Below are 12,495 nucleotides of genomic sequence, written 5' to 3' on the forward strand. Positions count from 1 at the left end.
GATTTATGACACTTTCTGCCCACGCAGCCGCGGGCGATCATCGCCGGTACGGCGGTGCCGTACCGGCGATGATCGCGGGTCCGTGGCAGCGCCCGGGAGCGCTGAGGATGACGGCTGGACCGGTGGACAGAGCGAGTGCCCCGGACCGGGTCAGGCTGTGGCCCGGAGGTGTTCGTGCGTCCATTCCTCGAAGGTCGTGAGGGGGATGCCGAGGGCTCGGGCGAATTCCGGGCGGGCGGGTTGCCCGGCCACGTTCACGTGTGCGTGTGAGACGCCTGCCCACACCGGCATTCCCGCGGCGATCGCTTCCTCCTCGGTCATCTCCGGCGCGGTCAGCTCGGTGCCCAGTGCACGGGACAGGATCTTGGAGATTTCCGTCATGGTCAGGTAGTCGCTGGCCAGCTCCAGCTCGACCCCGTTGAACCGATCGGGTTCGGCGATGGCCGCGGCGGCCGCACGGCCGATGTCATCGACCGCGACGAGGGAGAGTCGGGTCTGCGGCTTCAGCACAGTCACCAGGCCGCCCTCGACGCCCCGGGGGAAGAGGTACGCCGAGGAGGGCAGGAAGTTCTCCATGAACCAGCCCGGCTTGATGAGCGTCCAGTGCGTGAAGCCCGCCTCGCGTACCCGGTTCTGGATGCTGGTCTTGGTGGCGTAGTAGGGCTCCAGGGGCGCCCAGCGCCCTTCGGCCCAGCCGGCGGTCTCGGTGTGCTGTCCGGCGCCGGAGACGGACGTGTGCACGAACTGCGGCACCTTCGCGGCCAGCGCGCCCTCGATCAGGTTGACGGCCTGGATCAGCTCACCCTCGAAGTCGATGGAGGCCCCGTTCATCGCGGGCATCTGCACCGAGAAGACGGCTCGGGCTCCTTGCGCGGCCCTGACCAGCGAGTCGCGATCGTCGAGGTCGCCGATGACCAGTTCGGCACCGAGCGCTTCGACGGCCCTCGCCCGGTCGGTGGCGGGGTTGCGGACCAGCGCCCGGACGGGAACGCCCGCCGCGAGCAGGGCACGGGTGGTGGCGCCACCCTGCTGTCCGGTGGCGCCGACGACCAGGACGGGTGCGGGATCGGTGGGCATGAGGGCTCCTCCTGGATTGCGCGGCCATTAAACGGCGGGGCCCACCGTTTGTGCTTGGCTACTATACGGAGGGCCCCGCCACTTAGCAAACCTCGAGGTGACCAATGCCAGTCCAGCGTGCAGACGCCCGGCGCAACTACGCGCGCCTGCTCGCCGTGGCCGAGCAGGAGATCGCCGCGCACGGCGCCGACGCATCCCTGGAACAGATCGCCCGCCTTGCGGGAGTCGGGTCAGCCACGGTGCGCCGGCACTTTCCCAGCCGCCACGCACTGCTGGAGGCGGTCTTCCGTGAACGGATCGAGACCCTGTGCGCGCACGCCCGCGACCTGGGGGGCAGAGCCGATACCCGGGCCGCGCTGCTGGAATGGCTCAGTGCCGTCACTGCGTCCGCCGCGACCATCCGAGGACTGGCCATCGCACTGACCCGCGACAGCGCGGCGGACCCCGCCGAGGCGCACGAGCACTGCGCTTCGGCGCGGCTCACCGAGGCGGGTGAACCACTGGTACGCCGCGCAACGGACGATGGCGCGCTGACGCCCGGCGTGACCATTACCGACCTGATCATGCTGATCACCGGTATCGCCCTGGCCACGGAACACCATCCGGACCCCGCTACCGAGGCGGACCGACTACTCGCCCTGACCGTGGTGGGAGTCAGTCCCCGTCAGAGGTGAGCGCAGAGCGTACGGGTGTTGGTTGGCGCACGCCGCGAACCTGTCGAGGCGGTGCCCTCACACAGATGTCAGAGAGGGCTGGCGATGGTCGGATCATCAGCGGTGAACTGGGCTGCGGTGAGCCCGCGCGCGTTCGGCGATGAGGTCCCGGTTCGGCGTCTGGCCGCTGCGCGTCGCGTCGCCTGGTGACATCCGTCATGGTGCCCGCCCAGCTGACGCGACGCTAGAGTCGCTGCGGTGTGGCGGATCGTGTGGCGGTATCTCGCTGTGGCGGTCCTCGCGCGCCTGGCCGACGAGGGTGCCCGCGTGGCGTTGCTCCTCCTGGCGCTGGCGGTCACCGGCAGCACCGTCTTCGGTGGACTGCTCGTCGCGGCGTTCATGGTCCCGCATGTGTTGGCCGCCCCGGTGGTCGGCGCCCTCGCCGACCGGGTGCGCCGGCGCACGCCGACGTACGCGGCGTTCCTGACGGCGTACGGCACCGCGATCGCGGCGTGCGCGGTGTCGGCCGGGCGGCTACCGGCGCCTGCCGTTCTCGCCGTCGCCGTCGCTGGTGGATGTTTCGCGCCGCTGGCCACCGGCGGTCTCTCCAGCCTCCTGCGCGACCTCGTCCCCGCCGACGACCGAGACCGGGCGTACGCGCTGGACGTGATGACCTACAACACGGCCGGGGTGTGCGGGCCAGCCGTGGCGGCGCTGCTGTCGGCCGCTCTCGGGCCCCGTCCGGCGACGGTGGTGATCGCCGCTTGCGCATTGGTCGCCGGCCTGTGCATGGCAAGCCTCTCCCTGCCGGATCGGCCACCCGCCACCGGCGCCCTGAACATTCGAGCCATCGGCGGAGACGCGCTCGCCACGATCTGGCGAACACGATCACTGCGTGCCGTCACCGTCGCGACGAGTCTCGCCGCGGTGAGCGCCGGCGCGACGCCGATGGTGGCGGCGCTGCTAGCAGCGCGGTACCACGCCAGCTACGCCACCGGCGCGTTGCTGTCGGCGATGGCGGTCGGTGGGCTGCTGGGCTCGCTGGCGTACGCGCGGCGTCCGGTCCAGTGGCTCGGGCCGGAACGTGTCGTGATGACGTGCATCGCGGCCAGCGCCGCGCCGCTCGCGGTGCTGCCGCTGGTGCCGGGTGTCGGCGCCGGCCTGCTGGTGTTCGCAGTGTCCGGTTTCTTCCTGGGGCCGCAGGCGGCCGCCTTGTTCGCCAGCCGGGACCGGCACACGCCGGCCGTCGTACACACGCAGGTCTTCACGCTCGGAGCCGGCCTGAAGATCACCGCGGCGGCCGCCGGAGCCGCTCTGGCCGGTGCGGGCGCCGCGTTCGGCGCGGACCGTCTGTCGGTGGCTGTGGCCGGATTCGCGGCGGCGGCAGCCGGCATCGGGATGGCGTTCCTACCGGCCCGACATACAGCTGGCGCACCCGATGACATTTAGCTGGCGCGCAACACGGGGAGGAAGGGCGGGAAAGCGGGCCGAACATCTGAATGTGCGGACGCGGCGGCTCCCACCCGCTACGACACCGCATCCTACTCAGCTAACCAGCAGCCTTCGTTATCACCGAATCTGAGACAGAGCCGGTTCTTCTGCGTCCCCGGCGGATCACAATTGGCCGGACATGGGCCAGCTACTCCAGTGGGTGTTCGGTGGCAGCGTCGGCCGGTAATGCGTCGGGTCGGCGGCAGCAAGCACCTGCGCCACCTCACCGGACCAGAAGCGCGCGGCGGCGCGGCGGCTCGTGGACCACGCCACCGGCTCACCGGTGGGTCACCTGCGGACATGACCCGTTCGGCTGCCGCCCGTCGCTCAGCGATGCCAGCGCAGTGGGCCGGGGCGTACGGACCAGAGCAGGCGGCGCCAGCGGGGACGGGACGCCCGCAACTCGGTCACGTAGGCGCTCGCGGCGGCGGCAGCCCGGTCGGCTTGTTCCACCGTCGCGGTGCCGGGCGCGAAGGCGACCTGGTTGAGCAGGGCGGCCAGCTCGTCGATCCGAGCGTCCCGGCCGGCGGGAGGGTGGGCCGCCGTCGCCTCGGCGAGGGCGCGGTGGGCCTGGGCGGCGACCTCAGTGGCCGCCAGGTCGTCGCCGACCGGCCGGCCGGCCAGCCGCAGCGCGTCGGTGACCTCCCGCCAGGCGCCGGCGATGCGCTGGCCGGGGTCGCCCCGCCCCAGCCGCGCCCGGGTCTGCGCGCGGCGCATCAGCAGCAGGACGAGCAGGGCGGCCACCACCAGCAGCAGGGTGCCGCCCGTGCCGCCGCCGACGAGCAGCGCCGTCGACGGCCCGCCGCCGTCGGCCGGTCCGCCCGGCGCGGCCGCGGGCTCCGGCGGCTGCGTGGGCTCGACGGTGGGTTGCGGGACCTCGGACGGGGGCGGCTCCTCGGGCGTCGGGCGGAAGTCCTCCTCGACCGGGCGCGGCTCCTCGTCGGGCCGGGGCAGCGGGTCGAACGGCACCCAGCCGAGCCCGTCGAAGAGGACCTCCGGCCAGGCGTACGCGTCGCCGGCCCGGACGGGGCCGTCGCCGGTGGAGCGGAAGCCGACCACCACCCGGGTCGGCAGCCCGGCCAGCCGGCCCAGCACGGCGAACGCCGCGGCGAACTGCTCGGAGGTGCCGCGCTGGCCGCCGGCGTTGCGCGGTCCGAAGAGGAAGAAGTTCAGGTTCGGGTACGCGTGCCCGCTCGGGGCGTCGGCGACCAGGCGGTAGTGCTCGGCGAGGAACTGCTCCACGGCGGCGGCCCGGGCGTACGGGGCGCCGTTGGACTCGGCGAGCTGGGCGGCGAGCCGGCGCAGCGGGTCGGGTACCCCGTCGGCGACGCGCAGCACCCGGGCCACCTCGTCGCCGGCCGGCACGTCCGCCGTGCTCAGCAGGTTGACGTCCGGCGTCTGCACGGCCGAGGTCACGGTGTAACGCAGGCCGGGCGTGAGTCCCTCGGGCCGGATCAGCGTCCCGGTCGCCGGGTCGTACGCCACCCGTGCCCCGGTCACCTCGCGCGGGGTGGCGACGGCGGGCAGCAGTCGCCCCGTCAGGTCGGCGACGGTGATCTCCTGGCGTACGGTCTGCACGGTGCTGTCCGGGGCGGGCACGGTCGCCGGCAGGATCCGCCCCGCGTTGCGGTACGTGGCGCCGATCCGCCAGGTCACCCCGTCGTAGTCGCTGAGCACGGCCAGCCGGATCGGTGCCGGGCGGCCGGCGGCCTGCGGCCCGGCCTCCGGGTCGGGGGTCGGCGCCGGGGTGGGCGCGCCCGGTCGGTCGGTGCGTACGTCGAGCAGCTTCTGCCCGGGGTTGAGCGCCCAGCCGGAGATGCGGATGAGCGGGCTCTCGTCGAGCGCCTCCACCTGCGGCGGCTCGACGTAGCGGCGGGGATCCACCGGCCGGCCGTCGACCTGGCCGGCGAGGGCCGGGCCGAGCAGGGCGGCCAGCGCGACGACCACGGCCAGCCCGGCGGCGGAGGCGGCGGCGAGCCGGGCCCGGACGGCGGCGCGGACCGCCGGCGTCAGCCCGGCGGTCGGGTCACCGCCGGCCGTGACCGGGCCGGCCGCCGGGACCGCCAGGCCGAGGGACGCCACGGCCACGAAGGCCAGCGTGGGCCCGATCGCGGGGTCGGCGTTCGGGCCGACGACGTAGAGCGCGGCGGCGTAGAGCAGCACCGCCGGCAGGTAGCCGAGCAGCACCCGGCCCGCCCGCAGCGCCACCTCCGCGCCGGCGAGCCCAGCCAGCCAGGCGGCGACCAGCGGCACCAGCACCGTGTCCGGGGTCGGCTCGACCGGGATCATCGCCGTCAGCAGCCGGGGGATGCCGTTCGCGGCGGCGTCGGCGGTGACGTCGGCGAGACCGCCGGGCAGCTCGGCCCGGGTCGCGGTGAGCCGCAGCGACCAGGCCGTCCAGCCGGCCATCGCGGTCACCGAGACCGGCGCGACCAGCCACGAGGGCAGCCGGCGGCTCGCCACACTGACCAGCACCGAACCCACCGCGGCCCCGAGCACCAGCCGGGTCAGCAGCGGGCCGGCGTAGACCCGGCCGAGCACCGCGCCGGCCAGACCGATCATCGCGATCAGCGCCAGCGGCACCGGGGCCGCGCGCAGCGCCCGTCCCAGGGTCCGCCTCGCCCCGGCGCCGGTTCCGTCGCCGACACCGGTTCCGCCGGTGCCGGGCCCGCCACCCGGAGTCGCCCCGACTGTGCTGCCGGTCCCCGCCGCCCCGTCGGCTCCCGGCCCCGCCGGCCCGCCGGCTCCCGGCCCCGCCGCGGCGCCGGCCGCCGTCACCACCGGCGCACCCCGTCCCACTCGGCGGCGAACGCGGCCCCGTCCGGGGCGTCGACCACGATCAGGCCGGCCGCGCCCGACGGCGCCGGCTCCGCCGCCCCGAAGATCCCCACCACCATCGACGGGTACGCGGCGCGTAGCGCGCCCACCGCACCCAGGTCGCCCCGGCCGCCCGGACCGGTGAGGAAGACCAGCGTGTCGCCGAGCCGCTCCCGCCGCAGCCGGGCGGTGGCGGCCTGGATGTCGTCGTCGGCGGCGAGCCGTGCCGCGGCCAGCCGGTCCAGCGGCGCGCTGTCGAGCGCGACGGCGTCGCTTGCCGCGTCCGGCCCGGCCGGCTCCGGGGCGACCATCAGCAGCACCACCGGCAGGTCCTCGCGGTACGCGGCGGTCACCACCGAGGCGGCGGCCTCGCACGCCGACTCGAACGACTCGGCCACCCCGTCCACCCGCTCCGGGTGGGCGGCGGCCCGGTTGTCCAGCAGCACCACGATCCGGGGCAGGCTGGTGTCCACGTTCTCCCGCACCATCAGCTCGCCGACGCGGGCGCTGGTGCGCCAGTGCACCCGGCGCAGCTCGTCGCCGACCACGTACTCGCGCAGCGAGTCGAAGGTGATCGACCCGTGCGGCACCTTGTCCACCCGGCCGTCCAGGCTGCGTCCCGCCCCGGTGGGCACCGCGTTCAGCGGGTGGATCCGCGGGTGCACCCAGACCGGCACCGTGTCGCCGTAGGGGCGGGCCAGCGCCACCAGGCCCAGCGGGTCGCGCCGGGTCACCCGCAGCGGCCCGACCGGCACCACCCCGCGGCGGAAGGTCGGGACGTCGTAGCGGACCGTGGTGTCCCGGCCCGGGCGCAGCCGCAGCAGCGGCACCGGAACCACCCGGTCGCCGCACCGGTCCTCGGCCACCAGGCTCGCCGCGCGCAGCCGGCCGGCGTTGCGCACGGTCAGCGTCATCGCGGCTGGCTCGCCCCGCGCCACCCGGTCCGGGTCCGCGCTGCGGGTCACCTCCAGCCGGGGCCGCCAGGCCGCCGTCGCCACGGCGTAGCCCACGGCGGTGCCGGCCGCCGCGCCGAGCAGCGCCAGCTCGGGGTACGCGAAGCGGAAGCCGACGCCGAGCAGCACGACGGCGGCGACGAGCAGCCCGACACCTCGGGCGGTGAGCGCGGACACCGCCGTGGCCGGTCAGCCCTGGACCGGGGCCGGCTGGCCCGAGGGGAGCGGCACCGGCACCGAGGCCACGGCCTGACGCAGCACCTCGGCGGCGGTCACCCCGCGCACCTGCGCGTCCGGGGTGAGCAGCAGCCGGTGCGCGAAGACCGGCTCCGCCAGCGCCTTCAGGTCCTCCGGCATGATCCAGCCGCGCCCGTCGATCAGCGCGTACGCGCACGCCGCCCGGGTCAGCGCGATCACGCCCCGGGGGCTGACCCCGACCCGCACCTGCGGGTGGTTGCGGGTGGCCGCGGCCAGCCGCACCGCGTACGTGTAGAGCGGCTCGGCGATGTGGACCCGGCGGGCCATCCGGACCATCTCCCCGACGGTGGCCGTGTCGGTGACCGCGGTGAGCGCCTCGGGGGAGCGGACCGTCGCCCCGCGCAGCACCTCCACCTCGACCGCCTCGTCGGGGTAGCCGACGGAGAGCTTGACCAGGAACCGGTCGAGCTGGGCCTCGGGCAGCCGGTAGGTGCCGTCCATCTCCACCGGGTTCTGGGTGGCCACCACCAGGAACGGCTGCGGCACGGGGTGCCGGACGCCGTCCACGGTGACGGTGCGCTCCTCCATCACCTCCAGCAGGGCCGACTGCGTCTTCGGCGACGCCCGGTTGATCTCGTCGGCGATGACGATGTTGGCGAACACCGGCCCCGGATGGAACTCGAAGCCCCGGGTGGCCTGGTTGAAGATGGTCACCCCGGACACGTCCGACGGGAGCAGGTCCGGGGTGAACTGGATGCGCCGCCACTGCCCCTTCACGGTGGCGGCGATGGCGCGGGCCAGGGTGGTCTTGCCGACCCCGGGCACGTCCTCCAGCAGCACGTGCCCCTGGGCGAAGAGCGCCGTCAGCGCCAGCCGGACCACCTGCGGCTTGCCCAGCACGACCGCGTTGACGTTCTCGGCCAGCCGGGCGGCGAGGGCGGCGAAGCCCTGCACCTCCGGCTGGGTGAGCGGTTCCTGGGGGGTCACGTCGGCGGTGCTCCTTGCCTGGGTGGGTCAGCAGGTGGGCAGGACGTTGATGTTGTCGCCGCCCTCCAGGTTGAGCCAGGCCCACGGGATGTAGTTGCGCCCGGAGTACTCGACCTGCACCCACCAGGTGCTCTGCTTCTGGTTGTTGTAGATCCAGGAGTCGACGTTCTCGCCCGCCTTCTTGCAGTACGCCTTCAGCCGGGTGCCGGGCTTCGCCCAGCCGACCTGGCGGTCGTTGTCCTGCCGGGTGACCGAGAAGACCTCGTTGCCGTTGCGGCCGTCGACGTCGGAGTCGCAGTACGTCCGCTGGTCGCCGTCCGGGCCGTTGGTGCAGGTGGCGATCCCGTAGAGGGCGTCGGTGGCCTGGGCGCGGGTGGCCGTGCCCTTTCCGGCGGCGTTGCTCGCGGTCACGGTGAAGGTGTACTTCGTGCCGGGCGTCAGGCCCGTCATCGTGATGCCGGAGCAGTTCCCGGTCTTCGCCGGCTCGCCGCTGGTGCTCAGCGTGCAGGTCGCCCTGCCGCCGCCGGCGTCCACGGTGAACGTCACCGTCGCCGAGGTGGCGGTCGCCGACGAGCCGGTCACGGTGATGCGGGGCTCGGCCACCGTCCGGGCGGTGGCGGTGGCCTCCGGACCGGGGCCGGCCTCGTTGACCGCCTTCACCTTCACGGTGACGTTCTGGCCGTTGCCCAGCCCGTCGACGGTGGCCCGGGTGTCGGTCACCTCGCTGCTGCGCCCGCCCACGTCGAGCAGGTACTTCGTCACCGGGCGGCCGTTGGCCTCCGCCGGCGACCACTGCACCGCGACGGTGCCCGGCCGGTCGGCCACCGTGGTGGCCCGCAGCTCGGCGGGGCGGCCCGGCGCCGCGTACGGCACGACGGTGTTGCTCACCGGGGAGGCCGCCGAGCCGGCGCCCCGGTCGTTGACGGCGACGACGGTGAACGCGTACTGCGTGCCGTACTCCAGCTCGCCGGCCGGCACCACCAGCTCGGTCTTGCGGGACTCGCCGGCCGGGGCGTTGGTGCCCGCCGAGGTCGCCGTGACCACGTACTTCGCGATGGTGTTGCCCTGCCCGTTCGCCGCCGGCCAGCGCACCAGCACCGTGCCGTCCGGCCGCTCCTGGGCGGTGACGCTGGCCGGCGGGTCGGGCACCGCAGCGGTCGGCGTCACCGGGTTGCTGGTCCGCGCCGGGCCGTCGCCCTTGGCGTTGACCGCGTGCACCGAGAACCGGTACGTCTCGCCGTTGGTCAGGCCCTTGATCTCCACGGCCCGTTGGTTGGCGCCCACCTGCACCCGCTGGCCGGCGCCCTCCACCACGTACCTGGTGATCTCCGCGCCGTTGGCCGGGGCCGGCCGCCAGCTCACCCGGGCCTGCGCGTTGCCGGCGGCGGCGGTGACGCTGCGCGGCGCGCCGGGCTTGCCGACCTTCGGCTTCTTCGGCGGGGGAGTGGGCGGCGGGTCGCCGCCGAGCACGTCGTTCGCGTACTTGTCGACCTCGCGGACCTGGTGCCTGTCGTCCACCACGCGGGCGGTCGCCGAGTCGGGGGCGTTGATGAAGAGGTGGTTCTCCCGCACCTCCAGCTCCAGCGGCCCCGTCCCCCGGCTGCGGATGGTGTCGACCAGTCGGCCGCCCGCGTCGAAAGCGTAGACGGTGCCCGACGCCTCGTCGGCGCAGTAGAAACGGCCGGCCCACGCCACGGCGGGGCTGAGCCGGTCGCCGGCGCCCGGCACGGTGAACGCGCTGACCTCGCCGTCGTCGCCGACCACGTGCACCCGCCGCTCGCCGGGCACCGTCACGGGCACCGTCGGCCCGCTGGTCCGCGCCGGCAGCGCGCCGGGAGCGCTCATCGTCAGCCGGGTCGGCTTGACCTCGCCTCGCCGCACGGTGACCAGCGTGCCGGCGGTGCGGTCGAGCACCGCGACGCCGTCGTCCAGGGTGGAGACGACCAGCTCGTGGCTGGCGTCGGCGACGTCGTACGTCTCGACCTGCTTCGGGCTGAGGCCACCCCCGGCGGGGGCCGAGGCGGGCGCGGAGGGCAGCGCGGCGGCGGTGATCGCCGAGACGGTGCCCTCGCTGGGCACCGCGATCCAGAGCCGGCCCTCGCCGTCGAAGGAACCGCCGGTGATGCCCGGCGGGTAGCGCACCGGCTCACCGACCGGCGTCAGGGACCGCGGGTCGAGCTGCCGGACGATGCCCTGCACGGCGTCGACGACGAACGCCGCGTCCTCGTGCAGGGCGACGTTGACCCCGAGGCCCGGGGTGGTGCGGGTGGTCGCGGTGATCTGCAGGGTGGCCAGGTCGAGCGAGCTGACCTGACCGGTGTTCAGGTCCCGCAGGATCAGCAGCCGGTCGGTCTGGGTGACCTGCATCGGGTGTCGGCGGGCGCCCGGGATGCCGACCCGGGTGTCGACGCGCGCGGTGACCCCGTTGACCCGGGCCATCTCGCTGCGCGCGGTGCTCCACAGCCAGGAACTCGCGTCGTGGCTCGCCACCGCGTTGTCCGCCGCGCCGAGACCGAGGACCGTCAGCCCCATGGCGGCCAGCAGCGCGGCCACCGTGCCGATGGTGACCAGCCCGCCCCGCATCCGGCGGGAGCGGGGGCGCGGGGTGCCGGCGTCCACGGCGTCGTCGATGCTGGCCACTACCGGCTGCCTCCCGTGTGTCCTGGCAGGTGGCGCCTCGTCCGGCGACCGTTCTCTGAGCCGGGTGCCATCATATGGCCCGGCCGGGGGCGGGGGAACCCGCAGTGTCCCGCCGTGGACACCCAGCGTGCGCGCCTCCACGCCGGACGTCTCAGGTCGCCGGGGTGCCGTTCTCCCGCTCGGTGCAGACCTGGCCGGACGTGGCGAACGAGTCCGTCGAGTAGACCGCGAGCACCGTGAAGCAGTAGTCCACCCGCGAGTTCAGCCCGTTGACCGTGTAGCTGGTCTGGCCCGGGTCCACCGTGGCCATCACGCCCAGCTTCTGCCCGGCCCGGCCGCCGGCCACCATGAACGGCACCGCGCCGCCCGTCGGGTCCGTCCAGGTCAGGGTGATCGTCGCCGAGTCGTCCCGCAGCCTCAGGCCGCTCGGCGGCGGGCGGGTCGCGCTCGGGGCGGCCCCCGTGGCCGTCGCCGCCACCGGCGAGGCGGGCCCCGACGGCGGCGCGGCCTCCCGGCTGAGCAGCAGCACGCCCACCCCGACGAGCGCCGCGAGCGCCAGGACCGTGACCACCACGGCGACGATCATCGCTGTCCGGTTGCGGCCGTGCTCCTCGGGCTCCCCGATCATCGGGTACGCCGGCGGCGGGCCGAAGGGCCCCTGGTGGAACGCGTCGGGCGCGTCGGGTCGGGGCACCTCCTTCATGGGGAACGTCTCGATGTCGGGGTATGCCGGCGTCTGGTCGCGGCCCTCCTGCTCGTCCGCGACGTCCTGGTCGTAGGCGCCGACGTGTTGGTGCTTGTCGCCGGTGGTGGTCGGCTCGTTCAGCGCCTGCGAAGGAGCCGTGCTGCTCCACTGCGGCGCGGTCGTGCTCCAGGGCGGCGTGGGCACCCCGCTGACCGGCTGCGCGTGTTGCGCCGGCGCGCTCACGGGGTACCCCGGCGGCCCGCTGACGGGCGGGTACCCGGGCGGCCCGCTGACGGGCTGCGGTGGGGCGCTGACCGGTACGGACGGTGGCGGCGGGAGCACCGGCGCCGCGCTGGCCGGGGGCGGGGGCGCGCTGACCGGCCGGGTGGGCCCGGGGGGCGCGCTGGCCGTTGACGTCGGTGATGCGCTGACGGGCGGCGCGGACGGTGTGCTGACCGGCGTGGCCGGCGCGGGCGTGTGCGGCGCCGGGGCGGCGTGCGGTGCCGCAGCCGGGGAGGCGGCCGACGACGGCGTCTCCGGCGGTGCGGGGCTCGCCGGCGCGCGGGTGTCCGCGCCCGGCTGCGGCGTGCCGCCGGCGCGGGCGATCTCCTCGGCGAGCAGGGGTCCGATCTGCCGTACCTGGATCGTCGGCCTGTCCCACCCGGCATCGGACGGCGGCGGCCGTTCCGGCGTCTCCGGCCGGGCCGGATCAGCCGCCGCCGGCGCGGGCGGCCCCGCCAGGCCGGGGGCGGCGGACGATGCCGCGTGTCGCGGGGCCGGTACGGCCGGCGGCACGGGTGGGTTCGACACCGCTGGCGCGGCCGGCGGTGCCGCGTGTCGCGGGGCTGGCGCGGCGGGCGGCGCGTCGCCCGTCGCCACGACGGGGAACGACGACACGGGAGACTCCACCGCGGGCGTGGCCGACGGTGGGACGGCCCTGCCCGTCGCGGCGGGCGCGGCCGTGCCCTGCGCCGCCGGCGGGGCAGGGCGGGGC

At 75.3% G+C, this 12,495-nt stretch carries 9 protein-coding genes and 1 pseudogene; 3 read left to right on the top strand and 7 right to left on the bottom strand.

Going from position 1 to position 12,495, the window contains the following annotated elements; genetic code table 11:
• Positions 1–150: 150 nt before the first annotated feature.
• Entirely contained in the window at positions 151–1,077 is a 927-nt protein-coding gene (locus tag ACSNOB_RS10460) for an NmrA/HSCARG family protein (protein ID WP_436686419.1), read from the bottom strand.
• Between the two features lie 104 nt (positions 1,078–1,181).
• Between ACSNOB_RS10460 and ACSNOB_RS10465 the strand changes: the two genes are divergently transcribed.
• Positions 1,182–1,751 carry a TetR/AcrR family transcriptional regulator gene (locus ACSNOB_RS10465; protein WP_393104093.1) on the top strand — a complete coding sequence of 190 codons (570 nt, stop codon included), beginning with the start codon at positions 1,182–1,184 and terminating at the stop codon, positions 1,749–1,751.
• Between the two features lie 237 nt (positions 1,752–1,988).
• Complete coding sequence (locus ACSNOB_RS10470) at positions 1,989–3,179, top strand: MFS transporter (protein WP_436686420.1); 1,191 nt, start codon at positions 1,989–1,991, stop codon at positions 3,177–3,179.
• Positions 3,180–3,344: 165 nt separating this feature from the next.
• On the opposite strand, the gene ACSNOB_RS10475 is transcribed toward ACSNOB_RS10470, so the two are convergent.
• The 6 genes from ACSNOB_RS10475 to ACSNOB_RS10500 all read right to left on the bottom strand — a co-directional run bounded on the left by ACSNOB_RS10475 (position 3,345) and on the right by ACSNOB_RS10500 (position 11,705).
• Positions 3,345–3,494, bottom strand: a complete 150-nt coding sequence (locus ACSNOB_RS10475; protein WP_436686421.1) for a DUF7003 family protein — start codon at positions 3,492–3,494, stop codon at positions 3,345–3,347.
• A gap of 54 nt (positions 3,495–3,548) precedes the next feature.
• Positions 3,549–5,783, bottom strand: a complete 2,235-nt coding sequence (locus ACSNOB_RS10480) for a DUF3488 and transglutaminase-like domain-containing protein (protein WP_436686429.1) — start codon at positions 5,781–5,783, stop codon at positions 3,549–3,551.
• A gap of 212 nt (positions 5,784–5,995) precedes the next feature.
• Positions 5,996–7,168 carry a DUF58 domain-containing protein gene (locus ACSNOB_RS10485; RefSeq protein ID WP_436686422.1) on the bottom strand — a complete coding sequence of 391 codons (1,173 nt, stop codon included), beginning with the start codon at positions 7,166–7,168 and terminating at the stop codon, positions 5,996–5,998.
• A 12-nt stretch (positions 7,169–7,180) separates the two neighbouring features.
• The gene (locus ACSNOB_RS10490; protein ID WP_436686423.1) at positions 7,181–8,176 is read right to left on the bottom strand and encodes an AAA family ATPase; all 996 of its coding nucleotides are present in this window, start codon (positions 8,174–8,176) and stop codon (positions 7,181–7,183) included.
• Positions 8,177–8,203: 27 nt separating this feature from the next.
• Positions 8,204–10,816, bottom strand: coding sequence for a fibronectin type III domain-containing protein (locus ACSNOB_RS10495; protein WP_436686424.1), 2,613 nt, complete (start codon positions 10,814–10,816; stop codon positions 8,204–8,206).
• Between the two features lie 151 nt (positions 10,817–10,967).
• Complete coding sequence (locus ACSNOB_RS10500) at positions 10,968–11,705, bottom strand: fibronectin type III domain-containing protein (RefSeq protein WP_436686425.1); 738 nt, start codon at positions 11,703–11,705, stop codon at positions 10,968–10,970.
• Between ACSNOB_RS10500 and ACSNOB_RS10505 the strand changes: the two are divergent.
• A pseudogene (locus ACSNOB_RS10505) lies at positions 11,659–12,495 on the top strand (hypothetical protein); the annotation flags it as partial. The gene ACSNOB_RS10500 and the pseudogene ACSNOB_RS10505 sit on opposite strands and share 47 nt — an antisense overlap.

This window comes from Micromonospora sp. URMC 106, from assembly GCF_051386395.1.
GTDB lineage: Bacteria > Actinomycetota > Actinomycetes > Mycobacteriales > Micromonosporaceae > Micromonospora.

Bases quoted from the DNA above. Each gene is read 5' to 3' on its own strand.
- ACSNOB_RS10460 (WP_436686419.1), bottom strand. From the start codon at position 1,077: ATGCCCACCGATCCCGCACCCGTCCTGGTCGTCGGCGCCACCGGACAG.
- ACSNOB_RS10465 (WP_393104093.1), top strand. From the start codon at position 1,182: ATGCCAGTCCAGCGTGCAGACGCCCGGCGCAACTACGCGCGCCTGCTC.
- ACSNOB_RS10480 (WP_436686429.1), bottom strand. From the start codon at position 5,783: ATGATCGGTCTGGCCGGCGCGGTGCTCGGCCGGGTCTACGCCGGCCCG.